Source organism: Streptomyces sp. NPDC107654 (genome assembly GCF_055639035.1).
Genome location: NZ_JBVKBI010000012.1, coordinates 207697 through 234336 on the forward strand (window position 1 = coordinate 207697; position 26640 = coordinate 234336).

At 71.4% G+C, this 26640-nt stretch carries 26 protein-coding genes; 24 read left to right on the plus strand and 2 right to left on the minus strand.

The annotated features are described in order from the left end of the window. Positions 1 to 126 precede the first annotated feature (126 nt). The 5 genes from ACZ7N4_RS22665 (at position 127) to rpsD (ending at position 5339) form a co-directional block, all read left to right on the plus strand. Positions 127 to 834, plus strand: a complete 708-nt coding sequence (locus tag ACZ7N4_RS22665) for an MBL fold metallo-hydrolase (RefSeq protein ID WP_471360423.1) — start codon at positions 127 to 129, stop codon at positions 832 to 834. 13 nt (positions 835 to 847) lie between these two features. Beyond that, positions 848 to 2110, plus strand: coding sequence for a histidine--tRNA ligase (gene hisS, locus ACZ7N4_RS22670; protein WP_471360425.1), 1263 nt, complete (start codon positions 848 to 850; stop codon positions 2108 to 2110). A 241-nt stretch (positions 2111 to 2351) separates the two neighbouring features. Further along, positions 2352 to 3008 (plus strand): vitamin K epoxide reductase family protein, encoded by a 657-nt coding sequence (locus ACZ7N4_RS22675; protein WP_471360428.1) that lies wholly within the window; start codon positions 2352 to 2354, stop codon positions 3006 to 3008. A 65-nt stretch (positions 3009 to 3073) separates the two neighbouring features. Continuing rightward, positions 3074 to 4429 (plus strand): replication-associated recombination protein A, encoded by a 1356-nt coding sequence (locus ACZ7N4_RS22680; protein ID WP_471360431.1) that lies wholly within the window; start codon positions 3074 to 3076, stop codon positions 4427 to 4429. A gap of 295 nt (positions 4430 to 4724) precedes the next feature. After that, complete coding sequence (rpsD, locus tag ACZ7N4_RS22685; protein ID WP_030343860.1) at positions 4725 to 5339, plus strand: 30S ribosomal protein S4; 615 nt, start codon at positions 4725 to 4727, stop codon at positions 5337 to 5339. Positions 5340 to 5360: 21 nt separating this feature from the next. Here the strand turns inward: rpsD and ACZ7N4_RS22690 are convergent, their stop codons facing one another. Next, entirely contained in the window at positions 5361 to 7532 is a 2172-nt protein-coding gene (locus ACZ7N4_RS22690; RefSeq protein ID WP_471360434.1) for an ATP-binding protein, read from the minus strand. Between the two features lie 163 nt (positions 7533 to 7695). Between ACZ7N4_RS22690 and ACZ7N4_RS22695 the strand changes: the two genes are divergently transcribed. The 13 genes from ACZ7N4_RS22695 to nusB all read left to right on the plus strand — a co-directional run bounded on the left by ACZ7N4_RS22695 (position 7696) and on the right by nusB (position 20615). Next, the gene (locus ACZ7N4_RS22695) at positions 7696 to 8130 is read left to right on the plus strand and encodes a DUF948 domain-containing protein (RefSeq protein ID WP_189300509.1); all 435 of its coding nucleotides are present in this window, start codon (positions 7696 to 7698) and stop codon (positions 8128 to 8130) included. Between the two features lie 16 nt (positions 8131 to 8146). Further along, positions 8147 to 8494 carry a hypothetical protein gene (locus tag ACZ7N4_RS22700; protein WP_471360437.1) on the plus strand — a complete coding sequence of 116 codons (348 nt, stop codon included), beginning with the start codon at positions 8147 to 8149 and terminating at the stop codon, positions 8492 to 8494. Further along, positions 8494 to 11166, plus strand: a complete 2673-nt coding sequence (gene alaS / locus ACZ7N4_RS22705) for an alanine--tRNA ligase (RefSeq protein ID WP_471360440.1) — start codon at positions 8494 to 8496, stop codon at positions 11164 to 11166. The genes ACZ7N4_RS22700 and alaS overlap by 1 nt, the downstream gene beginning before the upstream one ends. Positions 11167 to 11168: 2 nt before the next feature. Beyond that, positions 11169 to 11633, plus strand: a complete 465-nt coding sequence (gene ruvX, locus ACZ7N4_RS22710) for a Holliday junction resolvase RuvX (RefSeq protein WP_471360508.1) — start codon at positions 11169 to 11171, stop codon at positions 11631 to 11633. A gap of 177 nt (positions 11634 to 11810) precedes the next feature. Continuing rightward, positions 11811 to 13418 (plus strand): endolytic transglycosylase MltG, encoded by a 1608-nt coding sequence (gene mltG / locus ACZ7N4_RS22715; RefSeq protein ID WP_471360443.1) that lies wholly within the window; start codon positions 11811 to 11813, stop codon positions 13416 to 13418. Further along, positions 13399 to 14238, plus strand: a complete 840-nt coding sequence (locus tag ACZ7N4_RS22720) for a shikimate dehydrogenase (protein ID WP_471360446.1) — start codon at positions 13399 to 13401, stop codon at positions 14236 to 14238. Before mltG ends, ACZ7N4_RS22720 begins: the two co-directional genes overlap by 20 nt. Before the next feature lie 163 nt (positions 14239 to 14401). After that, the gene (gene aroC / locus ACZ7N4_RS22725) at positions 14402 to 15586 is read left to right on the plus strand and encodes a chorismate synthase (RefSeq protein WP_471360449.1); all 1185 of its coding nucleotides are present in this window, start codon (positions 14402 to 14404) and stop codon (positions 15584 to 15586) included. Between the two features lie 32 nt (positions 15587 to 15618). After that, the gene (locus tag ACZ7N4_RS22730) at positions 15619 to 16101 is read left to right on the plus strand and encodes a shikimate kinase (RefSeq protein ID WP_471360511.1); all 483 of its coding nucleotides are present in this window, start codon (positions 15619 to 15621) and stop codon (positions 16099 to 16101) included. Continuing rightward, on the plus strand, positions 16098 to 17189 hold the full coding sequence (aroB, locus tag ACZ7N4_RS22735; protein WP_471360452.1) for a 3-dehydroquinate synthase: 1092 nt from the start codon (positions 16098 to 16100) through the stop codon (positions 17187 to 17189). The genes ACZ7N4_RS22730 and aroB overlap by 4 nt, the downstream gene beginning before the upstream one ends. Positions 17190 to 17352: 163 nt before the next feature. Then, positions 17353 to 18369, plus strand: a complete 1017-nt coding sequence (locus tag ACZ7N4_RS22740; RefSeq protein WP_471360454.1) for a Pro-rich N-terminal domain-containing protein — start codon at positions 17353 to 17355, stop codon at positions 18367 to 18369. Positions 18370 to 18460: 91 nt separating this feature from the next. Beyond that, entirely contained in the window at positions 18461 to 19567 is a 1107-nt protein-coding gene (locus ACZ7N4_RS22745; RefSeq protein WP_471360457.1) for an aminopeptidase P family protein, read from the plus strand. Positions 19568 to 19611: 44 nt separating this feature from the next. Beyond that, positions 19612 to 20178 (plus strand): elongation factor P, encoded by a 567-nt coding sequence (gene efp, locus ACZ7N4_RS22750; protein WP_388324783.1) that lies wholly within the window; start codon positions 19612 to 19614, stop codon positions 20176 to 20178. A 2-nt stretch (positions 20179 to 20180) separates the two neighbouring features. Continuing rightward, complete coding sequence (gene nusB, locus ACZ7N4_RS22755; RefSeq protein ID WP_471360460.1) at positions 20181 to 20615, plus strand: transcription antitermination factor NusB; 435 nt, start codon at positions 20181 to 20183, stop codon at positions 20613 to 20615. A gap of 196 nt (positions 20616 to 20811) precedes the next feature. Here nusB and bldD read toward each other — a convergent pair whose 3' ends face one another. Next, the gene (bldD, locus tag ACZ7N4_RS22760; protein WP_020938842.1) at positions 20812 to 21315 is read right to left on the minus strand and encodes a transcriptional regulator BldD; all 504 of its coding nucleotides are present in this window, start codon (positions 21313 to 21315) and stop codon (positions 20812 to 20814) included. Between the two features lie 263 nt (positions 21316 to 21578). Between bldD and pyrR the strand changes: the two genes are divergently transcribed. From pyrR to ACZ7N4_RS22790, 6 genes are all read left to right on the plus strand, one after another. Continuing rightward, complete coding sequence (gene pyrR, locus ACZ7N4_RS22765; RefSeq protein WP_471360464.1) at positions 21579 to 22175, plus strand: bifunctional pyr operon transcriptional regulator/uracil phosphoribosyltransferase PyrR; 597 nt, start codon at positions 21579 to 21581, stop codon at positions 22173 to 22175. A 90-nt stretch (positions 22176 to 22265) separates the two neighbouring features. Continuing rightward, complete coding sequence (locus ACZ7N4_RS22770; protein WP_471360466.1) at positions 22266 to 23237, plus strand: aspartate carbamoyltransferase catalytic subunit; 972 nt, start codon at positions 22266 to 22268, stop codon at positions 23235 to 23237. A gap of 5 nt (positions 23238 to 23242) precedes the next feature. After that, a complete protein-coding gene (locus ACZ7N4_RS22775) occupies positions 23243 to 24529 on the plus strand; it encodes a dihydroorotase (protein ID WP_471360469.1) in 1287 nt (428 codons plus the stop codon). Continuing rightward, positions 24526 to 25086, plus strand: coding sequence for a PH-like domain-containing protein (locus ACZ7N4_RS22780; RefSeq protein WP_471360472.1), 561 nt, complete (start codon positions 24526 to 24528; stop codon positions 25084 to 25086). The genes ACZ7N4_RS22775 and ACZ7N4_RS22780 overlap by 4 nt, the downstream gene beginning before the upstream one ends. Further along, entirely contained in the window at positions 25083 to 26225 is a 1143-nt protein-coding gene (gene carA, locus ACZ7N4_RS22785) for a glutamine-hydrolyzing carbamoyl-phosphate synthase small subunit (RefSeq protein WP_471360475.1), read from the plus strand. The genes ACZ7N4_RS22780 and carA overlap by 4 nt, the downstream gene beginning before the upstream one ends. Continuing rightward, positions 26218 to 26640, plus strand: a 423-nt coding sequence (locus ACZ7N4_RS22790; protein ID WP_471360478.1) for a carbamoyl phosphate synthase preATP-grasp domain-containing protein, incomplete at its 3' end; no start/stop codon positions are given. The genes carA and ACZ7N4_RS22790, both read left to right, overlap by 8 nt.

Sequence of the window (26640 nt, forward strand, 5' to 3'; positions counted from 1 at the left end):
GCGTCCTCGTGATCCGACCGCTGCGTGTAGCCCCGTACCGTATATGGGTTCGCTGAGGAAACGGCAGCGCCGGTAGGCTCTGACAGCAGCTGAAGCCGCCTGTAACCGACACAACGAAGGACGATCGTGCTCATTGCCGGGTTCCCCGCCGGGGCCTGGGGGACGAACTGTTATCTCGTCGCCCCCGCCGCCGGTGAGGAGTGCGTGATCATCGACCCGGGCCACCAGGCCGCCCCAGGCGTCGAGGAAGCGCTGAAGAAGCATCGGCTCAAGCCCGTCGCCGTCGTCCTCACCCACGGCCACATCGACCACGTCGCCTCGGTCGTCCCCGTCTGCGGGGCGCACGACGTACCCGCCTGGATCCACCCCGAGGACCGGTACATGATGAGCGACCCGGAGAAGGCGCTCGGCCGGTCCATCGGCATGCCGCTGATGGGCGAGCTGACCGTGGGGGAGCCCGACGACGTCAAGGAGCTGGCCGACGGCACGAGGCTGGAGCTGGCCGGGCTGGAACTCTCCGTCGCGCACGCGCCGGGCCATACCAGGGGGTCGGTGACCTTCCGGATGCCCGAGACCGCCGACGTCCCGTCGGTGTTCTTCTCCGGGGATCTGCTGTTCGCCGGCTCCATCGGACGCACCGACATGCCGGGCGGATCCATGGAGGACATGATGCGGTCACTGGCCCGTGTGTGCCTGCCGCTCGACGACTCCACCGTGGTGCTGTCCGGCCACGGCCCCCAGACGACCATCGGCCAGGAGCGCGCCACCAACCCCTACCTGCGGCAGGTGGCGGCCGGCCAGGGAGCCGCCGAGGCTCCCCGACGAGGAATGTGACGAGAGACCTTCCGTGAGCACCTTCAAGGCCCCCAAGGGCACCTACGACCTGATCCCGCCGGATTCGGCGAAGTACCTGGCGGTCCGCGAGGCGATCGCCGCCCCGCTGCGCAACTCCGGCTACGGCTACATCGAGACCCCCGGCTTCGAGAACGTCGAACTCTTCGCGCGCGGCGTCGGCGAATCCACCGACATCGTGACCAAGGAGATGTACGCCTTCGAGACCAAGGGCGGCGACAGGCTCGCCCTGCGCCCCGAGGGCACCGCGTCCGTGCTGCGCGCGGCCCTGGAGGCCAGCCTGCACAAGTCGGGCAACCTCCCGGTCAAGCTCTGGTACTCCGGCTCCTACTACCGCTACGAGCGCCCGCAGAAGGGCCGTTACCGCCACTTCTCCCAGGTCGGCGCCGAGGCGATCGGCGCCGAGGACCCGGCGCTGGACGCCGAGCTGATCATCCTGGCCGACCAGGCGTACCGCTCGCTGGGCCTCAGGAACTTCCGCATCCTGCTGAACAGCCTCGGCGACAAGGAGTGCCGCCCGGTGTACCGGACGGCGCTGCAGGAGTTCCTGCACGGCCTGGACCTGGACGAGGACACGCGCCGCCGCGTCGACATCAACCCGCTGCGGGTCCTCGACGACAAGCGCGAGTCGGTGCAGAAGCAGCTGACCGGCGCGCCGCTGCTGCGGGACTACCTGTGCGACGCGTGCAAGGCGTACCACGAGGAGGTCCGCGAGCTGATCACCGCCGCGGGCGTCTCCTTCGAGGACGACCCGAAGCTGGTGCGCGGCCTGGACTACTACACCCGCACCACCTTCGAGTTCGTGCACGACGGTCTCGGCTCGCAGTCAGCGGTGGGCGGCGGCGGCCGGTACGACGGCCTGTCCGAGATGATCGGCGGCCCCGCGCTGCCGTCCGTCGGCTGGGCCCTGGGCGTCGACCGCACGGTCCTCGCCCTGGAGGCCGAGGGTGTGGAACCGGACATCCCGCCCGCCACGTCGGTCTACGCCGTCCCGCTCGGCGAAGAGGCCCGGCGGGTGCTGTTCGGCAAGGTCACCGACCTGCGCAAGGTCGGCATCGCGGCGGACTTCGCCTACGGCGGCAAGGGTCTGAAGGGCGCCATGAAGAACGCCAACCGCTCCGGCGCCCGCTACGCGATCGTCGCCGGCGAGCGCGACCTCGCCGAGGGCGTCGTCCAGCTCAAGGACATGGAGTCCGGCGAGCAGACGGCCGTCGGTGTCAACGAGATCGTGGCGGAGCTGGAAGCGCGGCTGGGCTAGAGACGGAGACGGCGGGGCGGGGAAGCGGACACGGTCCGCTTCCCCGCCCTCCTCGTGCCCGGTCGTTCCCACGCCACGTCAACCTCGTGCGCGACGGTTCCCCCCGCCGGAGGTTTTCCGAACGGTCCGTGGCCGGTGTCCGTACGTCCTTATGCGCAGCGAACGGTGCGCACACAGGCCTGTGCGGCACAATGACCCGTGCCCGAAGGTGGTCCAACTCTCAAGTGACGGAATCGGCGTGATGAGCAAGACGACAGTCACAGACATCTCCGCGGAGCCCGGTCCGGAGCGCGGCGCCGGCGTCCCGCGCGCGGTAGGCGGCAGCCGTGCCTTCGCCGTCCTGCTGGTGGTCACCGGCGCGGCCGGGCTGCTGGCCGCCTGGGTCATCACGATCGACAAGTTCAAGCTGCTGGAAGCCAAGGTCGCCGGGAAGACGTTCACCCCCGGGTGCAGCCTCAACCCGGTGGTGTCCTGCGGCAGCGTCATGGAGAGCAAGCAGGCCGGCGTCTTCGGCTTCCCCAATCCCATGCTCGGACTGGTCGCGTACGGCATCGTGATCTGCGTCGGCATGAGCCTGCTGGCCCGCGCCCGGTTCCCGCGCTGGTACTGGCTGACGTTCAACTTCGGCACGCTCTTCGGCGTGGCCTTCTGCACCTGGCTGCAGTTCCAGTCCCTGTACCGGATCAACGCGCTGTGCCTGTGGTGCTCGCTGGCCTGGGTCGCCACGATCACGATGTTCTGGTACGTCACCTCGTTCAACGTCCGCAACGACTTCCTGCCGTCCCCGCGCCGGCTGAAGTCCTTCCTCGGCGAGTTCACCTGGGTGCTGCCGGTCGCGCACGTCGGCGTCATCGGCATGCTGGTCCTCACCCGCTGGTGGGACTTCTGGACCAGCTGACCGGGCGCAGGGGGCCGGCCGGCGGCCCGGACCCGATTGTCAGTGCGGTGTTCTAGGGTTTCAGCGTGGAACCCGACCTCTTCACCGCAGCAGCAGAAGAACGCCAGGAGAAGGACCCGGCGGCCAGCCCCCTGGCGGTGCGCATGCGACCGCGCACACTCGACGAGGTCGTGGGCCAGCGGCACCTGCTGGGGCCCGGCTCCCCGCTGCGCCGGCTGGTCGGCGAGGGCAACGGCGGCCCCGCCGGACCCTCCTCGGTGATCCTCTGGGGCCCGCCCGGCACCGGCAAGACCACCCTCGCGTACGTGGTCTCGAAGGCCACCAACAAGCGGTTCGTGGAGCTGTCCGCGATCACCGCGGGCGTCAAGGAGGTCCGCGCGGTCATCGACGGTGCCCGCCGCGCCACCGGCGGCTTCGGCAAGGAGACCGTCCTCTTCCTGGACGAGATCCACCGCTTCAGCAAGGCCCAGCAGGACTCCCTGCTCCCGGCCGTGGAGAACCGCTGGGTGACCCTGATCGCGGCCACCACGGAGAACCCGTACTTCTCGGTGATCTCCCCGTTGCTCTCCCGCTCCCTCCTGCTCACCCTCGAACCGCTCACCGACGACGACATCCGCGGCCTGCTCCGGCGTGCCCTCGGCGACGAACGCGGCCTGAAGGACGCCGTCGCCCTTCCGGAGGACACCGAGGAGCACCTGCTGCGGATCGCCGGCGGCGACGCCCGCCGCGCCCTGACCGCCCTGGAGGCGGCCGCCGGGGCCGCGCTCGACCAGGGCGAGAGCGCGATCAGCCTCCAGACGCTGGAGCAGACCGTCGACCGCGCCGCGGTGAAGTACGACCGCGACGGCGACCAGCACTACGACGTCGCGAGCGCCCTCATCAAGTCCATCCGCGGCTCCGACGTCGACGCGGCCCTGCACTACCTGGCCCGCATGATCGAGGCGGGCGAGGACCCCCGGTTCATCGCCCGCCGCCTGATGATCTCCGCCAGCGAGGACATCGGCCTGGCGGACCCGAACGCCCTCCCGATCGCGGTCGCCGCCGCCCAGGCCGTCGCCATGATCGGTTTCCCGGAGGCCGCCCTCACCCTCAGCCACGCCACGATCGCCCTGGCCCTCGCCCCCAAGTCCAACTCGGCGACCACCGCGATCGGCGCCGCGATGGAGGACGTGCGCAAGGGCCTGGCCGGACCGGTCCCGCCGCACCTGCGCGACGGGCACTACAAGGGCGCCGCCAAGCTCGGCCACGCCCAGGGGTACGTGTACCCGCACGACCTGCCCGAGGGCATCGCCCAGCAGCAGTACGCCCCGGACGCCCTGAAGGACCGCGAGTACTACACGCCGAGCCGGCACGGCGCCGAGGCCAGGTACGCGGACGCCGTCGAGTGGACGCGCACCCACCTCGGTCGCAGGCGGTCCTGAGCACCCTGTAGAATGCTCCGAAGTGCTGAGTCCCGTGCTGTCAGAGCGGGACGGACAGCCGGAACCCCCAGCGGGTTCCAGGAGCGTCGCGCACCGTCGAACGGTGTCGCGGGCAGCCCACCACCACCCGGAGTACCGGGACGGTCGGTGGGCCACTCGCGTGCTGCACGTATGTGCCCAGACCAGGGAAGCGGCTGCCCGGCAGGTCCCTTCACGGGATCCGGCGGGTTTTCCCGGCTGCGGATGCGACCTCCCTAACGCTGACGAGCCGACACTACGAAAGAGACGAAAGACAGTGGCGAACCAGTCCCGCCCCAAGGTCAAGAAGTCGCGTGCCCTCGGCATCGCGCTGACCCCGAAGGCCGTCAAGTACTTCGAGGCCCGCCCCTACCCGCCGGGTGAGCACGGCCGCGGCCGCAAGCAGAACTCGGACTACAAGGTCCGTCTGCTGGAGAAGCAGCGCCTGCGCGCTCAGTACGACATCTCCGAGCGCCAGCTGGTCCGCGCCTACGAGCGTGCGTCCAAGGTCCAGGGCAAGACCGGCGAGGCCCTGATCGTGGAGCTGGAGCGCCGCCTCGACGCGCTGGTCCTGCGTTCGGGCATCGCCCGCACGATCTACCAGGCCCGCCAGATGGTCGTCCACGGCCACATCCAGGTCAACGGCCAGAAGGTCGACAAGCCGTCCTTCCGCGTCCGCCCGGACGACGTCGTGCAGGTCCGCGACCGCTCCAAGGAGAAGACGCTCTTCACGATCGCCCGTGAGGGTGGCTTCGCCCCCGACGGCGAGACCCCGCGCTACCTCCAGGTGAACCTCAAGGCCCTGGCGTTCCGCCTGGACCGCGAGCCGAACCGCAAGGAGATCCCGGTGATCTGCGACGAGCAGCTCGTCGTCGAGTACTACGCCCGCTGACCCCAGCCCCGGCGCAGCACCTCAGCCCGCCGTCTCCCCGCCCTTCCGGGTGGGCGAGGCGGCGGGTTCGCGCTGTCCGGCGCGGGTGCGCGGGAGGGGCCCCCGGGGCGTCGGCAGCGCCGGCAGCGGCCGTACGTCGGGCCGCAGTGCCCGCTCCACCGCCGCCTCCCGGTCCAGCCGCGCCCCCCGGCGCACCCACTCCTCGTACCCCTCGTCGCCCAGCGCCTTCCGGGCCGTCGCCTCGCACAGCTCGTGCGGGGCGTTGTAGTACGCCGAGCCGAACAGCGGCAGCCCGACCGAGGGCCACATCCGCCCGGCGGCGCCCTGCAGCACCGCCGCCTCCACCGCGTCCCCCTGCGCCACCGTCACCAGGGCCAGCAGCTCGATCGACAGCACCGTCCCCAGCAGATCGCGGAACGTGTGCGCGTGGTCCAGGCAGTCGGTCAGCAACTCCCGCGCGCGGGCCGCGTCGCCGCCCTGCCAGGCCGCGTACGCCAGCACGTACAGCGCGTACGAGCGCGCCCACCGCTCCCCGTGGTCCTCGCACACCCGGCGCACGTCCTCGCACAGCCGTACCGCCTCCGGCAGATCCCCCTGGAACGCCCGCGTCATCGCCAGCTCCACCTGGCCCATCAGCACGTTGCTGTTCAGCTCGCCGATCTCCTGGTAGCGCTCCAGCGCCGACCGCAGCAGCGTCTCCGCGCGGGCCATGTCGTCCGAGACCAGGGCCAGGCACCCGGCGCGGTGCTCGGCGTACGCCACCGCCGTCGGGTCGGCCGACCGCTCCGCCTGCTCCCGGCACACCTGGAGCGCCTGCAGCGCCGCCACGGTGTCGCCCTGAAGGATCGCCACGTAGCCGAGCACCCACAGCGCCTTCAGCCGGGACTGCTCGTACTGCGAGTCCAGGTCCACGCTGCGCTCCAGCCAGCGCCGGCCCTCCGAGAGCCGGCCGCAGCCCACCCAGCAGAACCACAGCGAACCCGCCAGGTGCTGCCCGAGATGGGCCTCCTCCGGCTCGGTCAGACAGAACTCCAGCGCGGTCCGCAGATTCGGCAGCTCGGCCTCGACCCGCGCGGCCACCTCCCGCTGCCGGGGCGAGAACCACTCCAGCTCGCACCAGGTCGCCAGGCCCAGGTACCAGTCCCGGTGCCGTCTGCGCAGCCGCTCCGCGTCCCCGGTCGCCTCCAGCCACTCGGCGCCGTAGGCCCGGACGGTGTCCAGCATCCGGTAGCGGGGGCCCGCCGGGGTCTCCTCGCGGGCCAGGACCGACTGGGCGAGCAGCTCCGAGAGCACGTCCAGGACGTCCTCGGCGGCCAGCCCGTCGCCGCTGCACACGTACTCGGCCGCCTCCAGGTCGAAGGTCTGCGCGAACACCGACAGCCGCGCCCACAGCAGCCGCTCGGCCGGCGTGCACAGCTCGTGGCTCCAGCCGATCGCCGTGCGCAGCGTCTGGTGCCGGGGCAGGGCGTCCCGGCCGCCTCCGGTCAGCAGCCGGAACCGGTCGTCCAGGCGTTGCAGGACCTGCCCCGGGGACAGGGCCCGCAGCCGCCCGGCCGCCAGCTCCAGCGCCAGCGGGACCCCCTCCAGCCGCCGGCACAGCTCCCGCACCTCGGCGCCGTCCGACACCGGCACGCCCTGCGCCAGGGCCCGGTCCGCGAACAGTTCCACCGCCTCGTCCTCGCCGAGCGGCGCCAGCGGGAACAGCCGCTCGCCCGCGAGGCCCAGCGGACGCCGGCCCACGGCCAGCACCCGCAGCTCCGGCAGCCGGCGCAGCAGCTCCGCCGTCAGATCCGCGCAGGCCGTCACCAGGTGCTCGAACCCGTCCAGCACCAGCAGCGCCGGGTGGCCGGCCAGATGCTCCAGCAGCGTCTCCCGGGGCATCCGGGTGGTGTGGTCGGTCAGCCCCAGCGCCTCCACGACCGCGTACTCCACGAACTGCGGATCGCGCACCGGCGCCAGCTCCACCCGCCCCCGGCGCGGACCGCCGCCCGGGGCACCCGGCGCCCACCGCGCCGCCGCCCGTGCGGCCAGCCGGGACTTGCCGACGCCGCCCACCCCGGTGACGGTCACCAGCCGCGCCTGGCCGAGCGCCGACGTCAGCTCGGCCAGCTCGGCCGAGCGCCCGACGAAGGCGGTGAGTTCGAGAGACGGATCGCCGTCCGCCCGGGAGCCGGGGCTGTGAGGACCTCGCATGGGACACGGAGCGTACTGAACCGTGTTCACTCCGTACAATCCCCCACCGCAACTCCGCCCGCTCCGCCGGGTAATCGGGTACGGAGCCGCAGCCCCGGCGCGATAGGCTCGGGGCACTGCTTTTTTCATGGTTCAGATGTTCAGAGCACGTTTCAGAGAGCGGGTGCGCACAGTGTCCGGTGGTGAGGTGGCCGGGATCCTGGTGGCCGTGTTCTGGGCGATCCTGGTCTCCTTCCTCGCGGTCGCACTGGCGAGGCTGGCCCAGACGCTCAAGGCGACCACCAAGCTCGTCGCGGACGTGACCGACCAGGCGGTGCCGCTGCTCGCCGACGCCTCCCAGGCGGTGCGCTCGGCACAGACCCAGATCGACCGGGTCGACGCGATCGCCTCCGACGTCCAGGAGGTCACGTCCAACGCCTCCGCGCTGTCCTCCACCGTCGCCTCCACCTTCGGCGGCCCGCTGGTCAAGGTCGCGGCCTTCGGCTACGGCGTGCGCCGGGCGCTCGGCGGCCGCAAGGAGGACGTGCCCGCGAAGTCGCCCCGGCGTACGGTGATCGTGGGCCGGACGGTCCCCGCCGCACGACGCAAGCGGAAGTAAGGACTGAGACCGAGCGATGTTCCGCCGTACGTTCTGGTTCAGCACCGGTGTCGCCGCCGGAGTCTGGGCCACCACCAAGGTCAACCGCAAGCTGAGGCAGCTGACCCCGGAGAGCCTGGCCGCCACCGCCGCCAACAAGGCCCTGGAGACCGGTCAGCGGCTGAAGGACCGCGCGGTCGGCTTCGCGCTCGACGTCCGCGACAACATGGCCCAGCGGGAGGCCGAGCTGGAGGAGGCCCTCGGCATCCAGGACAGCCCCGAACTCCCGGCACCCCGGCGGCTCGCCGCCATCGAGAACGACCGCAGCAACCCGAAGTACATCGAGAACCCGACGTACTCGCACAACCGGAATGAGGACCACTGATGGAGTCGGCCGAGATTCGCCGCCGCTGGCTGAGCTTCTTCGAGGAGCGCGGGCACACCGTCGTCCCTTCGGCGTCGCTCATCGCGGACGACCCGACTCTGCTCCTCGTCCCCGCCGGCATGGTGCCCTTCAAGCCCTACTTCCTGGGTGAGGTCAAGCCGCCGTTCCCGCGCGCCACCAGCGTGCAGAAGTGCGTGCGCACGCCCGACATCGAAGAGGTCGGCAAGACCACGCGTCACGGCACGTTCTTCCAGATGTGCGGCAACTTCTCCTTCGGCGACTACTTCAAGGAAGGCGCCATCAAGCTCGCCTGGGAGCTGCTCACCGGCTCCCAGGACAAGGGCGGCTACGGCCTCGACCCCGAGCGCCTGTGGATCACCGTCTACCAGGACGACGACGAGGCCGAGCAGATCTGGCACGAGGTCGTGGGCGTGCCCAAGGAGCGCATCCAGCGCCTGGGCATGAAGGACAACTTCTGGTCCATGGGCGTCCCCGGCCCCTGCGGCCCCTGTTCCGAGATCAACTACGACCGCGGCCCCGAGTTCGGCGTCGAGGGCGGCCCCGCCGTCAACGACGAGCGGTACGTGGAGATCTGGAACCTCGTCTTCATGCAGTACGAGCGTGGCGAGGGCATCGGCAAGGACAACTTCGAGATCCTCGGGGACCTGCCGAGCAAGAACATCGACACGGGCCTCGGCCTGGAGCGGCTCGCCATGATTCTGCAGGGCGTGCAGAACATGTACGAGATCGACACCTCCATGGCCGTCATCGACAAGGCCACCGAGCTGACCGGCGTCCGCTACGGCGAGGCCCACGACTCGGACGTGTCCCTCCGTGTGGTCACGGACCACATGCGCACGGCCACCATGCTCATCGGCGACGGTGTCACCCCGGGCAACGAGGGCCGCGGCTACGTCCTGCGCCGCATCATGCGCCGCGCCATCCGCAACATGCGCCTGCTCGGCGCCACCGGTCCGGTCGTCAAGGACCTGGTCGACACCGTGATCGGCATGATGGGCCGGCAGTACCCCGAGCTGATCACCGACCGCGAGCGCATCGAGAAGGTCGCCCTCGCCGAGGAGAACGCCTTCCTCAAGACGCTCAAGGCCGGCACCAACATCCTCGACACCGCCGTCACCGAGACCAAGCAGTCCGGCGGCACGGTCCTCTCCGGCGACAAGGCCTTCCTGCTCCACGACACCTGGGGCTTCCCGATCGACCTCACCCTGGAGATGGCCGCCGAGCAGGGCCTGTCCGTGGACGAGGAGGGCTTCCGCCGCCTGATGAAGGAGCAGCGGGAGCGCGCCAAGGCCGACGCCCAGGCCAAGAAGACCGGCCACGCCGACATGGGCGCCTACCGCGAGATCGCCGACGCCGCCGGCGAGACCGACTTCATCGGCTACTCGGACACCGAGGGCGAGTCCACGATCGTCGGCATCCTGGTCGACGGTGTCTCCTCCCCGGCCGCCACCGAGGGCGACGAGGTCGAGATCGTCCTCGACCGCACCCCCTTCTACGCCGAGGGCGGCGGCCAGATCGGCGACACCGGCCGCATCAGGATCGACTCCGGTGCCGTCATCGAGGTCCGCGACTGCCAGAAGCCGGTCCCGGGCGTGTACGTCCACAAGGGCGTCGTCCAGGTCGGCGAGGTGACCGTCGGCGCCAAGGCCCACGCCTCCATCGACGCCCGCCGTCGTACGGCCATCGCCCGCGCCCACTCGGCCACCCACCTGACCCACCAGGCCCTGCGTGACGCCCTCGGCCCCACGGCCGCCCAGGCCGGTTCCGAGAACCAGCCGGGCCGCTTCCGCTTCGACTTCGGCTCCCCGTCCGCCGTCCCGACGGCCGTGATGACCGACGTCGAGCAGAAGATCAACGAGGTGCTCGCCCGCGACCTCGACGTGCACGCCGAGGTCATGGGCATCGACGAGGCCAGGAAGCAGGGCGCCATCGCCGAGTTCGGCGAGAAGTACGGCGAGCGGGTCCGCGTCGTGACCATCGGTGACTTCTCCAAGGAGCTGTGCGGCGGCACCCACGTGCACAACACCGCCCAGCTGGGCCTGGTGAAGCTGCTCGGCGAGTCCTCCATCGGCTCGGGTGTGCGCCGTATCGAGGCCCTCGTCGGCGTGGACGCCTACAACTTCCTCGCCCGTGAGCACACGGTCGTCAACCAGCTGACCGAGCTGCTCAAGGGCCGCCCGGAGGAGCTGCCGGAGAAGGTCTCCGCCATGCTCGGCAAGCTCAAGGACGCCGAGAAGGAGATCGAGAAGTTCCGCGCCGAGAAGGTGCTCCAGGCCGCCGCCGGCCTCGCCGAGTCCGCCAAGGACGTGCGCGGTGTCGCCCTGGTGACCGGGCAGGTCCCGGACGGCACCACCCCGGACGACCTGCGCAAGCTGGTCCTGGACGTGCGCGGCAGGATCCAGGGCGGTCGCGCCGCCGTGGTCGCCCTCTTCACGGTGAACAACGGCAAGCCGCTCACGGTCATCGCCACCAACGACGCGGCTCGCGATCGTGGCCTCAAGGCCGGTGACCTGGTCCGTACGGCCGCCAAGACGCTCGGCGGCGGCGGTGGCGGCAAGCCGGACGTCGCCCAGGGCGGCGGCCAGAACCCGGCCGCGATCGGCGAGGCCGTCGAGGCCGTCGAGCGGCTCGTGACGGAAACGGCCAAGTGACGATGCGCAGAGGGCGTCGACTCGCGATCGACGTCGGGGACGCCCGGATCGGGGTCGCCTCGTGCGACCCCGACGGGATCCTCGCCACCCCCGTGGAGACCGTCCCCGGACGGGACGTCCCCGCCGCCCACCGCCGGTTGCTCCACCTGGTGGAGGAGTACGAACCGATCGAGGTCGTCGTCGGCCTCCCTCGTTCCCTCAAGGGGGGCGAGGGCCCGGCCGCGGTCAAGGTCCGCGCCTTCGCCCAGGAGCTGGCCAAGGGCGTCAAGCCGGTGCCGGTGCGGCTGGTGGACGAGCGGATGACGACGGTGACGGCCAGTCAGGGACTGCGCGCCTCGGGCGTGAAGTCGAAGAAGGGCCGCGCGGTCATCGACCAGGCCGCCGCCGTCATCATTTTGCAGCAGGCCCTGGAATCCGAACGGGTGTCAGGCGATCCACCCGGCGAAGGCGTCGAAGTGGTCATCTGATCGCGATACGGTAACGTTCCGCGCGATGCGCCGGTGTTCGAACAGCCGGCGCACAGCAAGAGGCGGAGCGGAAGCCCGGCCCACCGGCCGCGTGACCGTCGGCCTCGCGGCTCTAGGGGATCGATGACTGAGTATGGCCGGGGCCCAGGCTCCGAACCGTGGCATCCGGAGGACCCGTTGTACGGGGACGGCGGATGGGGAGGACAGCAGACCCAGGCGGGCCGGCAGTCCGCCTACGACGGCCGGCCGCAGCAGCAGCATCCCCAGACGCCGCAGTACGGCGACTGGAACCAGCAACAGCAGCCCGGGTACGACGGGCAGCAGCACCAGTACCACGACGGTTCCGGCCAACAGCACTTCGACCAGCGGTTCGCGGATCACACCCCGCAGCAGCCCCACCAGGGCGGCTGGGACGCGACCGGCACCCACGGCCATGTGCCGTACGCCGCCGACCCCGGCGACCCGTACGGCCAGCAGCCCGTGGCCTACGGCGGCGAGCAGCCCGACTTCTACGGCACCGAGGACGCCTACCCGCCGCCGGAGCCGCCCGGCCGCAGACGCCCCGAGCCGGAGCCCGAGCCGGAACCGGCGGCCGAGGAGGAGCACGCCGTCCTCGCGGGCGGCGGCGAGGACGACGAGGAGCACCGGCTGCAGAGCCGGCGGGAGCGGCGCGGCAAGGGTGGCAAGAAGCCCGTCAAGAGCAAGAAGCGGCGGACCGGCTGCGCCTGCATGGTGGTCGTCCTGGTCTTCGGCGGCGGCCTAGGCGGCGTCGGGTACTTCGGGTACCAGTTCTACCAAAATCGTTTCGGCACGGCTCCGGACTACGCGGGCGACGGCACCAGCCAGACGGTGACCGTCGAGATCCCCAAGGGCGCGGGCGGCTGGGAGATCGGCCGCCGGCTGAAAGAGGCCGGGGTCGTCAAGAGCGCCGAGGCGTTCGTCCACGCCCAGACCAACACACCGGGCGCCGACGGCATCCAGGCCGGTGCCTACCTCCTGAAGGAGGAGATGTCCGCGGCCAGCGCCGTCCGGCTGATGCTGGACCCGCGCAGCCAGAACAACGTGGTGGTCACCCCGGGCGAGCGCAACTCGGGCGTCTACGCGGCCATCGACAAGAAGCTGGAACTGTCCGCGGGCACGACCAGGAAGGTCGCCGACCAGCAGTACAAGAGCCTCGGCCTGCCGGCCTGGGCGCAGAACAGCGGCGAGGTCAAGGACCGGCTGGAGGGCTTCCTCTTCCCGGGCACCTACCCGGCCGCCAAGGGCATGAAGCCCGACGCCGTCCTGAAGCAGATGGTCACCCAGGCCAAGCAGAAGTACGCCGCCTACGGCCTGACCGAGAAGGCCAAGGCGCTCGGCCTGGACAACGCCTTCCAGCTCGTCACCGTCGCCAGCCTGGTCCAGGCCGAGGGCAAGACCCACGACGACTTCCGCAAGATGGCGGAGGTGGTCTACAACCGCCTGAAGCCCACCAACACCGAGACCAACCGGCTGCTGCAGTTCGACTCGAGCTACAACTACCTCAAGGGCACGAGCAACATCCACATCTCCGAGAAGGAGATCAACGGCAACACGAGCCCGTACAACACGTACCGGTACCCGGGGCTTCCGCCCGGCCCGATCGGCAACCCCGGCGAGGACGCGCTGAAGGCGTCCCTGAACCCGACGCACGACGGCTGGATCTACTTCGTGGCGACCGACGGCACGAACAACACCGAGTTCGCCAAGACGTACGCAGAATTCCTAGAGCTCAAGGACAAGTTCAATGCCAACGCGGGCAACTGACGGCCGCCGCGCCGCCGTGCTCGGATCGCCGATCGCCCACTCCCTCTCCCCGGTGCTGCACCGCGCCGCGTACGAGGCGGCCGGCCTCACCGGCTGGTCGTACGACAGCTTCGACGTCGACGAGGCCGCCCTGCCCGGCTTCCTGGACGGACTCGGGCCGGAGTGGGCCGGGCTGTCGCTGACCATGCCGCTGAAGCGGGCGGTGATCCCGCTGCTGGACGAGGTCAGCGACACGGCCGCCTCGGTCGACGCTGTCAACACGCTCGTCCTCACCGAGGACGGCCGCCGGCTCGGTGACAACACCGACATCCCGGGCATGGTCGCCGCCCTGCGGGAGCACGGCATCGAGGAGGTCGGGTCCGCCGCCATCCTGGGCGCCGGCGCCACCGCCTCCTCCGCGCTCGCCGTGCTGGCCCGGATCTGCACCGGGGAGGTCGTCGCCTACGTCCGCAGCGAGGCCCGCGCCACCGAGATGCGGCAGTGGGGCGAGCGGCTCGACGTGGAGGTCCGTACGGCGGACTGGGCGGACGCGGCCGAGGCGCTGCGCGCCCCGCTCGTGATCGCCACCACGCCCGCGGGGGCGGCCGACGCCCTCGCCACCGCCGTACCCGAACGCCCCGCCACCCTCTTCGACGTGCTCTACGCCCCCTGGCCCACCGAGCTGGCGGCCCGCTGGTCCATGTTCGGCGGTGCCGTGGTCAGCGGCCTCGACCTGCTGGTCCACCAGGCCGTGCTCCAGTTCGAGCAGATGACCGGGCACGTCCCCGGCCCGGTGGAGGCCATGCGGCACGCCGGGGAGAAGGCGCTCGCGGCCCGCTGACGCCCCCGCTCCGTCCGCTTCCTGGACCGGCGGCCTGTTCCCGCCCCCGGACGTGGGAGGATCGGAGGTGGCGCACCGGGGTCGCGCACCCGGTGGCGCCGCCGCCGTGCGCGAGGACGCGCGTGGGCAGGGCAGTACCGGGCGCGAACACTGAGGAGCACCGTTGAGCAGGCTGCGTTGGCTGACCGCGGGGGAGTCCCACGGTCCCGCACTTGTCGCGACGCTGGAGGGTCTTCCCGCCGGCGTGCCGATCACCACGGAGATGGTGGCGGATCACCTGGCGCGGCGGCGGCTCGGTTATGGCCGCGGTGCGCGGATGAAGTTCGAGCGTGACGAGGTCACCTTCCTCGGTGGAGTCCGGCACGGCCTGACCCTGGGTTCCCCGGTGGCGGTCATGGTCGGCAACACCGAGTGGCCCAAGTGGGAGCAGGTCATGGCGGCCGACCCGGTCGACCCGGAGGTGCTGGCCGGCCTCGCCCGCAACGCCCCGCTGACCCGGCCCCGCCCCGGCCACGCGGACCTGGCGGGCATGCAGAAGTACGGCTTCGACGAGGCCCGCCCGATCCTGGAGCGCGCCTCGGCCCGGGAGACCGCCGCGCGTGTCGCGCTGGGCGCCGTGGCCCGCTCCTACCTGAAGGAGACGGCCGGCATCGAGATCGTCTCCCACGTGGTCGAGCTGTGCTCCGTGAAGGCTCCGCAGGGCGTCTACCCCACCCCGGCCGACGTCGAGAAGCTGGACGCCGACCCGCTGCGCTGCCTCGACGCGGACGCCTCGAAGGCGATGGTCGCCGAGATCGACCAGGCCCACAAGGACGGCGACACCCTCGGCGGCGTGGTCGAGGTGCTGGCCTACGGCGTCCCGGTCGGGCTCGGCTCGCACGTGCACTGGGACCGCAAGCTGGACGCGCGCCTGGCCGCCGCCCTGATGGGCATCCAGGCCATCAAGGGCGTCGAGGTCGGCGACGGCTTCGAGCTGGCCCGCGTCCCCGGCTCCCAGGCCCACGACGAGATCGTCAACACCCCCGAGGGCATCCGGCGCGTCTCCGGCCGCTCGGGCGGTACCGAGGGCGGCCTCAGCACCGGTGAGCTGCTGCGGGTGCGCGCCGCGATGAAGCCGATCGCCACCGTGCCGCGCGCGCTGAAGACGGTCGACGTCGCCACCGGCGAGCCCGCCCAGGCCCACCACCAGCGCTCCGACGTCTCCGCCGTCCCGGCCGCAGGCATCGTCGCCGAGGCCATGGTGGCGCTCGTGCTGGCGGACGCGGTCGCGGAGAAGTTCGGCGGTGACTCCGTAGCCGAGACCCGTCGCAACGTGCGGTCGTACCTCGACGGCCTGGAGATCAGGTGACCGGCGGGCCCGCGGTCGTCCTGGTCGGCCCGATGGGGGTGGGCAAGTCCACCGTCGGACGGCTGCTCGCCGAGCGTCTGGGCGTGGGCTACCGGGACACCGACGAGGACATCGTCGCTGCCCAGGGCCGCACCATCGCCGAGATCTTCCTGGACGAGGGCGAGGAGGCCTTCCGCGCCGTCGAGAAGGCCGCCGTACGCGCCGCGCTCGCCGAGCACCGGGGCGTCGTCGCGCTCGGCGGCGGGGCGGTCATGGACGCGGACACGCGCGCGCTGCTCGCCGGGCACCAGGTGGCCTACCTGTCGATGGACGTCGAGGAGGCCGTGAAGCGGACCGGCCTGAACGTGGCCCGCCCGCTGCTGGCGGTCAACCCGCGCAAGCAGTGGCGGGAGCTGATGGAGGCGCGCCGGCACCTGTACGAGGAGGTCGCCACCGCGGTGGTGGCCACCGACGGGCGTACCCCCGAAGAGGTAACCCAAGCAGCGCTGGACGCACTGGAGTTGAAGCAGGTATGAGCGAGGCAGTCACCCGGATCCCGGTCGCCGGCACCGCGGGCACCGACCCGTACGAGGTGCTGGTGGGCCGGCAGCTGCTGGGCGAACTGGCCGGACTGATCGGGGACCAGGCCAAGCGGGTCGCCGTGATCCACCCGGAGGCGCTGGCCGAGACCGGTGAGGCGCTGCGCGCCGATCTGGCCGGGCAGGGGTACGAGGCAGTCGCCATTCAGGTGCCCAACGCCGAGGAGGCCAAGACCGCCGAGGTCGCCGCCTACTGCTGGAAGGCGCTGGGCCAGTGCGGTTTCACCCGCACCGACGTCATCGTCGGCGTCGGCGGCGGCTCGACCACCGACCTGGCCGGGTTCGTCGCCGCGACCTGGCTGCGCGGGGTGCGCTGGATCGCCGTACCGACCACCGTGCTCGCCATGGTGGACGCGGCGGTCGGCGGCAAGACCGGCATCAACACCGCCGAGGGCAAGAACCTGGTCGGCTCCTTCCACCCGCCGGCCGGTGTGCTGTGCGACCTGGCCGCGCTGGACTCCCTCCAGGTGCACGACTACGTCTCCGGCCTGGCCGAGGTCATCAAGGCGGGGTTCATCGCCGACCCGGCGATCCTGGGCCTGATCGAGGCCGACCCGGAGGGCGCCCGCACCCCGGCGGGCCCGCACACGGCCGAGCTGATCGAGCGGTCGATCCGGGTCAAGGCGGATGTCGTCTCCTCGGACCTGAAGGAGTCAGGCCTGCGGGAGATCCTGAACTACGGTCACACGCTGGGCCACGCCATCGAGAAGAACGAGCGGTACAAGTGGCGGCACGGCGCGGCGGTCGCGGTCGGCATGCACTTCGCCGCCGAACTGGGCCGGCTGGCGGGCCGTCTGGACGACGCCACGGCGGACCGTCACCGCACCATCCTCGAATCCGTCGGCCTGCCGCTGCACTACCGCTACGACCAGTGGCCCAAGCTGCTGGAGACGATGAAGGTCGACAAGAAGTCCCGCGGCGACCGCCTGCGCTTCATCGTCCTGGACGGCCTGGCCAAGCCGACCGTCCTGGAGAGCCCGGACCCGGCCGTCCTCCTCGCCGCCTACGGCGAGGTCGGCCAGTAAGTCCCGGGCTGCTGCCCCGCGGCCGATTTCCCCCGCCCACCGGGCACTTCGGACCGCCCCCGGCCGTTTCACCAAACGACGGCCGGGGACGGTACCGTTCGGTAGGCGGCGGGGCGCCCCCGCCGCCGGCACGAATTGCCTGGACGAGACGGAGTGGCAACGGATGCAGCACGCAGTGGGGTCTCCGCTGCCGTCGCCCCACCAGCCGGGGCAGGGGCCGCACGCCGGCTGGGCGTCGGCCGCACACCTCCCGGGTCCGCACCCGGGAGCGGCCCAGGGGCCCGCCCCCGTTCCCCCGCCGCCTCCGGCACCCGGGTTCCCGGCCGCCCCGTCGGCCCCGCCTCAGCCCCCGGCCCCGCACCAGGCCCCGGCATCGCATCAGCACCAGCCCCCGGCTTCCCGTCAGCCGCAGGCCCCGCACCAGCCGGCGGCCCCTGTCGGCCCGGTGGCGCCCCCGCACCAGCCCGCGGCCCCCGTCGGCCACGTGCCACCGCCCCCGCCCGCGCAGCACGTCTCCGGCCCCGCGGCCCCCGATAGCACCGGGCACGTCCCGCTGCCACCCGGCGGTCCGGTCGGCACGCCCGCGGCACCGCCCATCGCGGCCACGGGGCCCGACCCGACGGCCACCACGCTCGCCGTCCTGCTCATCGGCCCGGCCGGCGCGGGCAAGACCAGCGTCGCCAAGTACTGGGCCGACCACCGCCGCGTCCCCACGGCCCACATCAGCCTGGACGACGTCCGCGAGTGGGTCCGCGCGGGCTTCGCCGACCCCCAGTCCGGCTGGAACGACAACTCGGAGGCCCAGTACCGCCTGGCCCGCCGCACCTGCGGCTTCGCCGCCCGCAACTTCCTCGCCAACGGCATCTCCTGCATCCTGGACGACGCCGTCTTCCCGGACCGCCCGGTCGTGGGCCTCGGCGGCTGGAAGCGGCACGTGGGCCCCGGCCTGCTCCCGGTGGTCCTCCTCCCGGGCCTCGACATCGTCCTGGAGCGCAACGCCGAACGCACCGGCAACCGCCGCCTCACCGACGAGGAGGTGGCCCGCATCCACGGCCGCATGGCCGGCTGGTACGGCTCGGGCCTGCCGATCATCGACAACTCCCAGCTGGACGTCCCCGGCACCGCCCAGGTCCTGGACGAGGTCCTGTCGAGAGCGATAGCGAGCCCTCCGAGCTGGTGAGGAGGGGGCTCGGCGATCCCCGGGGTCCCCGCAAACCCCACTCGGCCCCTCCCGATCGGCACAATCCGGGCAAAGCTCCTACGCTCATCTCATGTCAGAGGTGTACGCGAACCGCCGATCCCGGCTGAGGGACCACTTCAACGCGGCCGGCACCGCGGCAGCGCTCGTCACCCGTCCGGCCAACGTCCGCTACCTCGCCGCCGCAGCCCCGCAGGGCTCCGCCCTGCTGCTCGGCCGGAGCGAGGACCTCCTGGTGTGCGCGAGCCCGCCGGAGGACCGTCCCTACGAGGGCCGGCCGGACGAGAGCGTGCGCCTGCACGTGCTGCCGCCGAACGGCGGCGACACCGCGGTCGTGGCCGCCGGTTTCGCCGCCGCCCAGGGCGCCGACTCGCTGGCGGTCGAGGAGCACCACCTCACCGTGGCCCGCCACCGGGCCCTCGCCTCCGTCACCCCGAAACTCCGCCTCACCGACCTCGGCGGCGCCGTGGAACAGCTCCGGGTGGTCAAGGACGAGGAGGAGATCTCCTGCCTCCGCATCGGCGCGGAGATCGCCGACCAGGCCCTCGGCGAGCTGCTGGAGTCCATCCTGGTCGGCCGCACCGAGCGCCACCTGGCCCTGGAGCTGGAGCGGCGGCTGGTCGACCACGGCGCCGACGGACCGGCCTTCCCCACGTCCGTGGCCACCGGGCCGCACGCCGGCCGCCGCGGCCACCGCCCCACGGACCGGCGCGTGGAGGAGGGCGACTTCCTCTCCGTCTGCCTGGGCGCCACCTACCGCGGCTACCGCTGCGAGATCGGTCGCACCTTCGTCATCGGCACCTCGCCCGCCGACTGGCAGATCGAGCTGTACGACCTGGTCTTCGCCGCCCAGCGGGCCGGCCGAGAGTTCCTGGCACCCGGCGCCGCCTACCGCGACGTGGACCGCGCGGCACGCCAGGTACTGGACTCCGCGGGCTATGCGGAAGCGCTGCCACCGCTGACCGGTCACGGTGTCGGACTCGAAATCGACGAGGACCCGCAGTTGGCTCCCTCGGCCATGGGTAAACTGGACGCTTGCGTGCCGGTCACCGTCGAACCGGGGGTCCACCTCCCGGGCCGGGGCGGTGTCCGGATCGATGACACGCTCGTCGTGCGCCCCGAGGCGGACGGCGGACCCGAGCTACTCACCATCACGACCAAGGAGCTGCTCGCGCTGTAGCGCGTGACCCGGGGTCGTACGTCAGTCCAGGAGATTCCGCAACCGTGGCTTCCACGAACGACCTCAAGAACGGCATGGTGCTCAAGCTCGAAGGCGGCCAGCTCTGGTCCGTCGTCGAGTTCCAGCACGTCAAGCCCGGCAAGGGCCCGGCCTTCGTGCGCACCAAGCTCAAGAACGTGCTCTCCGGCAAGGTGGTCGACAAGACCTTCAACGCCGGCGTCAAGGTCGAGACGGCCACTGTCGACAAGCGCGACATGCAGTTCTCGTACATGGACGGCGACTACTTCGTCTTCATGGACATGGAGACGTACGACCAGCTTCACATCGACCGGAAGGCCGTCGGCGACGCCGCGAACTTCCTGATCGAGGGCTTCACCGCCACCGTCGCGCAGCACGAGGGCGAGGTCCTCTTCGTCGAGCTGCCCGCCGCCGTGGAGCTGACCATCGCCGAGACCGAGCCGGGCGTCCAGGGCGACCGCTCCACCGGTGGCACCAAGCCCGCCACCCTGGAGACCGGCCACCAGATCCAGGTCCCGCTCTTCATCACCACCGGTGAGAAGATCAAGGTCGACACCCGCAGCAGCGACTACCTCGGCCGGGTGAACAGCTAACCGTGGCTGCCCGCAACACGGCCCGCAAGCGCGCCTTCCAGATCCTCTTCGAGGGCGACCAGCGCGGCGCCGACGTCCTGACGGTCCTCGCGGACTGGGTCCGGCTCTCCCGGTCCGACACGCGTCAGCCTCCGGTCAGCGAGTACACGATGCAGCTGGTCGAGGGCTACGCCGTACACGCGCAGCGGATCGACGAGCTGATCGCCCAGTACGCGGTGGGCTGGACGCTCGACCGTATGCCGGTCGTGGACCGCAACATCCTGCGGCTGGGCGCGTACGAGCTGATCTGGGTCGACGAGACCCCGGACGCCGTCGTCCTGGACGAGATGGTGCAGCTGGCGAAGGAGTTCTCGACCGACGAGTCGCCCTCGTTCGTCAACGGTCTGCTGGGCCGGCTGAAGGAACTCAAGCCGTCCCTGCGCCGGGACGAGGCGTAACCGCCCGGCACGCCGTCGCCGAAGGGCCCGCAGCACACCTGTGCCGCGGGCCCTCCGACGTCCCTGGGCCGTCTCCCGGCCGTCTCCCGGCCCAACCGGTCCACCGCGTTCTGACCGCGCGCGCAAACGCCGCCGGGGTGGCCCGAACCGTATGGTTCCGGCCACCCCGGCGGCACGTTTCTGCTGAGGGGCGTGATTACGCGTCTTCGTGCGTGGCGACCGCACGGCGCGCATCCGCGTCCAGCACGCCCCAGCTGATCAGCTGCTCGGTGAGGACCGAGGGGGACTGGTCGTAGATGACGGCGAGTGTGCGCAGGTCGTCCTGGCGGATGGAGAGCACCTTGCCGTTGTAGTCACCGCGCTGGGACTGGATCGTCGCCGCGTAGCGCTGCAGGGGGCCCGCCTTCTCGGCCGGCACGGTGGCCAGCCGCTCCAGGTCCAGAACCAGCTTCGGCGGCGGCTCGGCGGCGCCGCCCGGCGTGGTGCCCGGCAGGAGCTCCTGCACCGGAACGCCATAGAAATCGGCCAGCTCGGCCAGTCGCTGCACGGTCACGGCGCGGTCGCCGCGCTCGTACGAACCGACCACCACGGCCTTCCAGCGACCCTGGGACTTCTCCTCGACACCGTGGAGGGAAAGGCCCTGCTGGGTGCGGATGGCCCGGAGCTTGGCCCCGAGCTGTTTGGCGTATTCGCTGGACATATAGCTCCCCGGACACTGTGTCGACGCGGCCGGCTGTCTTCCCGCCGCGCGGCTGGTAACTCACTGTGAGGTTACGCAGCGTGATTCTCCTGCGTCAAGCCGAATGGTCCACACCGACTCTTCCGTGCTAGTGGTGGCCGATTAGGCCAAGCGGGTGACAGGGGGGTGGTGAGGGGCCGCCCGGTGACCTGCTACGGTGGATGGCGCAATTCCGACGTCCTTTAAGGTCCGTCCCGTGAGGCGGAGAAGGAGGTCCGTTTCGTATGGACAAGCACGACACGCACGACAAGGCCGACGCGACCGCGCGTCCGCAGGCGTCCGATGCCCGGCCCGTTCTCGAAGGCCCCGACATCGCACGGGTGCTGACCCGTATCGCCCACGAGATCGTCGAGCGCGCCAAGGGCGCCGACGACGTGGTGCTCCTCGGCATTCCGACCCGGGGCGTCTTCCTCGCCCAGCGGCTCGCCGCCAAGCTGGAGCAGATCACCGACCGCACGATCCCGGTCGGTTCCCTCGACATCACGATGTACCGCGACGACCTGCGCATGCACCCGCCGCGTGCGCTGGCCCGCACCGACATCCCCGGTGACGGCATCGACGGCCGGCTGGTCGTCCTCGTGGACGACGTGCTCTTCTCCGGGCGCACCATCCGCGCCGCCCTGGACGCCCTGAACGACATCGGGCGCCCGCGCGCGGTGCAGCTCGCGGTCCTGGTCGACCGCGGCCACCGGGAACTGCCCATCCGTGCCGACTATGTCGGAAAGAACCTCCCCACGTCGCTGCGGGAGACGGTCAAGGTCCAGCTCGCCGAGGAGGACGGTCGCGACACCGTGCTGCTCGGTGCGAAGGCCGGCCAGTAGCAATCCAGGCGCAGGGCCGCTTCGGCATGCCCCCACGCGCACTGCTTTGCCCCAATTCTCCCGTTTGAACTGCCTTACGGAGCCTGACAGATGCAGCGTCATCTCATCTCGGCCGCCGACCTCACCCGCGACGACGCCGTCCTGATCCTCGACACCGCCGAGGAGATGGCCCGGGTCGCCGACCGGCCGATCAAGAAGCTGCCGACCCTGCGCGGCCGGACGATCGTCAACCTCTTCTTCGAGGACTCCACGCGCACGCGTATCTCCTTCGAGGCCGCCGAGAAGCGGCTCTCCGCCGACGTCATCAACTTCACCGCCAAGGGATCCTCGGTGTCCAAGGGCGAGTCCCTGAAGGACACCGCCCAGACCCTGGAGGCCATGGGCGTCGACGCCGTCGTCATCCGGCACGGCGCCTCCGGGGCCCCGTACCGCCTCGCCAACTCCGGCTGGGTCGACGCCGCCGTCATCAACGCCGGCGACGGCACCCACCAGCACCCCACCCAGGCCCTCCTGGACGCCTTCACCATGCGCCGCCGGCTGCTCGGCCGGGACACCGGGCTCGGCCAGGACCTGTCCGGCAAGCGGATCACCATCGTCGGCGACGTCCTGCACAGCCGGGTCGCCCGCTCCAACGTCGACCTGCTGCACACCCTCGGCGCCGAGGTCACCCTGGTCGCCCCGCCCACCCTGGTCCCGGTCGGCGTCGACACCTGGCCCTGCTCGGTCTCCTACGACCTCGACAGCGCGCTGCCCAAGTGCGACGCCGTGATGATGCTCCGCGTCCAGCGCGAACGCATGAACGCGGCCTTCTTCCCGACCGAGCGCGAGTACTCCCGCCGCTACGGCCTCGACGGCGAGCGCATGGCCAGGCTGCCCGAGCACGCCATCGTGATGCACCCCGGCCCGATGGTCCGCGGCATGGAGATCACCGCCGAGGTCGCCGACTCCGACCGCTGCACCGCCGTCGAGCAGGTCTCCAACGGCGTCTCCATCCGGATGGCCGTCCTGTACCTGCTGCTCGGCGGCAACGAGCCCGCCCAGACCCGCACTGAGGAGAAGTAAGACCCATGAGCAAGATCCTGATCCGCGGTGCGAAGGTGCTCGGCGGCGAGCCGCAGGACGTCCTGATCGACGGCGAGACCATCGCCGAGGTGGGCGTCGGTCTGAGCGCCGAGGGCGCCGAGGTCGTCGAGGCCGGCGGCAAGGTGCTGCTGCCGGGCCTGGTCGACCTGCACACCCACCTGCGCGAGCCCGGCCGCGAGGACTCCGAGACCGTCCTCACCGGCACCCGTGCGGCCGCGAGCGGCGGCTACACGGCCGTCTTCGCCATGGCCAACACCTTCCCCGTCGCCGACACCGCCGGCGTGGTCGAGCAGGTCTGGCGGCTCGGCCGCGAGCACGGCTACTGCGACGTGCAGCCCATCGGCGCCGTCACCGTCGGCCTGGAGGGCCGGAAGCTCGCCGAGCTGGGCGCCATGCACGAGTCCGCCGCCGGGGTCACCGTCTTCTCCGACGACGGCAAGTGCGTGGACGACGCCGTGATCATGCGCCGCGCCCTGGAGTACGTGAAGGCCTTCGGCGGGGTCGTCGCCCAGCACGCCCAGGAGCCGCGCCTCACCGAGGGCGCCCAGATGAACGAGGGCGTCGTCTCCGCCGAGCTGGGCCTGGGCGGCTGGCCGGCCGTCGCCGAGGAGTCGGTCATCGCCCGCGACGTCCTCCTCGCCGACCACGTCGGCTCCCGCGTCCACATCTGCCACCTCTCGACCGCCGGCTCCGTCGAGATCGTCCGCTGGGCCAAGTCCCGCGGCATCCAGGTCACCGCCGAGGTCACCCCGCACCACCTGCTCCTCACCGACGAGCTGGTACGCACCTACAACCCGGTTTACAAGGTCAACCCGCCGCTGCGCACCGAACGCGACGTGCTGGCCCTGCGCGAGGCGCTCGCCGACGGCACGATCGACATCGTCGCCACCGACCACGCCCCGCACCCGCACGAGGACAAGGACTGCGAATGGGCCGCCGCCGCCATGGGCATGGTCGGCCTGGAGACCGCGTTGTCAGTGGTCCAGGAGACCATGGTCGACACGGGCCTGCTGGACTGGGCCGGCGTCGCCGACCGCATGTCCTTCAAGCCCGCGCAGATCGGACAGGCCACCGGCCACGGCCGTCCCGTCTCGGCTGGTGAGCCCGCCAACCTCACCCTGGTCGACACGGCATACCGTGGCCAGGTGGACCCCGCGGGCTTCGCCTCGCGCAGCCGCAACACCCCCTACGAGGGGCGGGAGCTGCCGGGCCGTGTGACGCACACCTGGCTGCGGGGCAAGGCCACGCTCGTCGACGGGAAGCTCACGTGACACCTGTAATCCTGCTGGCCGAGGCCAAGAGGTCGGCCGACGTCACCGACTGGCCGGCCCGCATCGGCTGGCTCGTCGGACTGGTCCTCTTCATCGCGCTCGTCTACTGGCTGATGCGCGAGGGCTGGAAGTGGCGCGGCACCCTCCAGAGCGACCTGCCGGCGCTGCCCGGCGCGCCGGAGGAGACCGGCCCGGCCAGACTGAGCATGAGCGGCCGCTACCACGGCTCCACCACCGCCGGGCAGTGGCTGGACCGCATCGTGGCCCACGGCCTCGGCACCCGCAGCCGGGCCCAGCTCACCCTGACCGACGCGGGCCTGGAGGTCGAGCGCCCCGGAGCGACCGACTTCTTCGTCCCCACGGCCGCACTGCGCGGCGCCCGCCTGGACAAAGGCATCGCCGGCAAGGTCCTCACCGAGGGCGGACTGCTGGTGGTGACCTGGGCACACGGCGACAAGCTGATCGACTCCGGCTTCCGCTCCGACCACGCGGCCGAGCACACCGAGTGGGTCGACACCCTGAACAAGATGACCAACGACACGGAAGGCGCACGATGACGACCTCCACCAGGGGAGCCGCAAGGGTTCCCGCCGTACTCGTCCTGGAGGACGGCCGCATCTTCCGCGGTCGCGCCTACGGGGCCGTGGGGGAGACCTTCGGCGAGGCCGTGTTCTCCACCGGGATGACCGGTTATCAGGAGACGCTCACCGATCCGTCGTACGACCGTCAGATCGTGGTGGCGACGGCCCCGCAGATCGGCAACACGGGCTGGAACGACGAGGACGACGAGTCGGGCCGTATCTGGGTCTCCGGCTACGTGGTGCGCGATCCCGCGCGGGTGCCGTCGAACTGGCGGGCCAGGCGCTCGCTGGACGACGAGTTGGAGCGCCAGGGTGTGGTCGGCATCTCCGGGATCGACACCCGGGCGCTGACCCGTCATCTGCGTGAGCGCGGCTCGATGCGCGCCGGCGTCTTCTCCGGCGAGGCGATCGCCGCCGAGGCCGAGCTGGTGGAGCGGGTGCGGGCCCAGCCGCACATGAAGGGCGCGAGCCTCTACGAGGAGGTGGCGACCAAGGAGGCGTACGTCGTCCCGGCGATCGGTGAGAAGCGGTTCACGGTCGCGGCGATCGACCTGGGCATCAAGGGCATGACCCCGCACCGCATGGCCGAGCGCGGCATCGAGGTGCACGTCCTGCCCGCCACCGCCACGGCCGACGACGTCTACGCCGTCGACCCGGACGGCGTGTTCTTCTCCAACGGCCCGGGCGACCCGGCCACCGCCCACGGCCCGGTCGCGCTGATGACCGCCGTCCTGGAGCGCAGGACGCCGTTGTTCGGCATCTGCTTCGGCAACCAGATCCTCGGCCGTGCCCTCGGCTTCGGCACGTACAAGCTGAAGTACGGCCACCGGGGCATCAACCAGCCGGTCCAGGACCGTACGACCGGCAAGGTGGAGGTCACCGCGCACAACCACGGCTTCGCCGTGGACGCGCCGCTCGACAAGGTCAGCGAGACCAAGTTCGGCCGCGCCGAGGTCTCGCACGTCTGCCTCAACGACAACGTCGTGGAGGGGCTGCAGCTGCTCGACCAGCCGGCCTTCTCCGTCCAGTACCACCCCGAAGCGGCAGCCGGCCCGCACGACGCCGCCTACCTCTTCGACCGCTTCGTTTCCCTGATGGAGGGCCAGCGTGCCTAAGCGCACCGATATCCAGTCCGTCCTGGTCATCGGCTCCGGCCCGATCGTCATCGGCCAGGCCGCCGAGTTCGACTACTCCGGCACCCAGGCCTGCCGGGTCCTGAAGGCCGAGGGCCTGCGGGTCATCCTCGTCAACTCCAACCCGGCGACGATCATGACCGACCCGGAGATCGCCGACGCCACCTACGTCGAGCCGATCACCCCCGAGTTCGTCGAGAAGATCATCGCCAAGGAGCGCCCCGACGCCCTCCTGCCCACCCTCGGCGGCCAGACGGCCCTGAACACCGCCATCTCGCTGCACGAGAACGGCGTGCTGGAGAAGTACGGCGTGGAGCTGATCGGCGCCAAGCCCGAGGCCATCCACAAGGGCGAGGACCGTGACCTGTTCAAGGACGTCGTGGAGGAGGTCCGCAGG

Bases quoted from the DNA above. Each gene is read 5' to 3' on its own strand.
- pyrR (WP_471360464.1), top strand. From the start codon at position 21,579: ATGGACAAGCACGACACGCACGACAAGGCCGACGCGACCGCGCGTCCG.
- aroB (WP_471360452.1), top strand. From the start codon at position 16,098: ATGAGCGAGGCAGTCACCCGGATCCCGGTCGCCGGCACCGCGGGCACC.
- ACZ7N4_RS22730 (WP_471360511.1), top strand. From the start codon at position 15,619: ATGGGGGTGGGCAAGTCCACCGTCGGACGGCTGCTCGCCGAGCGTCTG.
- ACZ7N4_RS22720 (WP_471360446.1), top strand. From the start codon at position 13,399: ATGCCAACGCGGGCAACTGACGGCCGCCGCGCCGCCGTGCTCGGATCG.
- ACZ7N4_RS22700 (WP_471360437.1), top strand. From the start codon at position 8,147: ATGTTCCGCCGTACGTTCTGGTTCAGCACCGGTGTCGCCGCCGGAGTC.
- alaS (WP_471360440.1), top strand. From the start codon at position 8,494: ATGGAGTCGGCCGAGATTCGCCGCCGCTGGCTGAGCTTCTTCGAGGAG.
- bldD (WP_020938842.1), bottom strand. From the start codon at position 21,315: ATGTCCAGCGAATACGCCAAACAGCTCGGGGCCAAGCTCCGGGCCATC.
- ACZ7N4_RS22740 (WP_471360454.1), top strand. From the start codon at position 17,353: ATGCAGCACGCAGTGGGGTCTCCGCTGCCGTCGCCCCACCAGCCGGGG.
- carA (WP_471360475.1), top strand. From the start codon at position 25,083: ATGACGACCTCCACCAGGGGAGCCGCAAGGGTTCCCGCCGTACTCGTC.
- ACZ7N4_RS22690 (WP_471360434.1), bottom strand. From the start codon at position 7,532: ATGCGAGGTCCTCACAGCCCCGGCTCCCGGGCGGACGGCGATCCGTCT.
- ACZ7N4_RS22775 (WP_471360469.1), top strand. From the start codon at position 23,243: ATGAGCAAGATCCTGATCCGCGGTGCGAAGGTGCTCGGCGGCGAGCCG.
- ACZ7N4_RS22675 (WP_471360428.1), top strand. From the start codon at position 2,352: ATGAGCAAGACGACAGTCACAGACATCTCCGCGGAGCCCGGTCCGGAG.
- ACZ7N4_RS22770 (WP_471360466.1), top strand. From the start codon at position 22,266: ATGCAGCGTCATCTCATCTCGGCCGCCGACCTCACCCGCGACGACGCC.
- ruvX (WP_471360508.1), top strand. From the start codon at position 11,169: ATGCGCAGAGGGCGTCGACTCGCGATCGACGTCGGGGACGCCCGGATC.
- ACZ7N4_RS22745 (WP_471360457.1), top strand. From the start codon at position 18,461: ATGTCAGAGGTGTACGCGAACCGCCGATCCCGGCTGAGGGACCACTTC.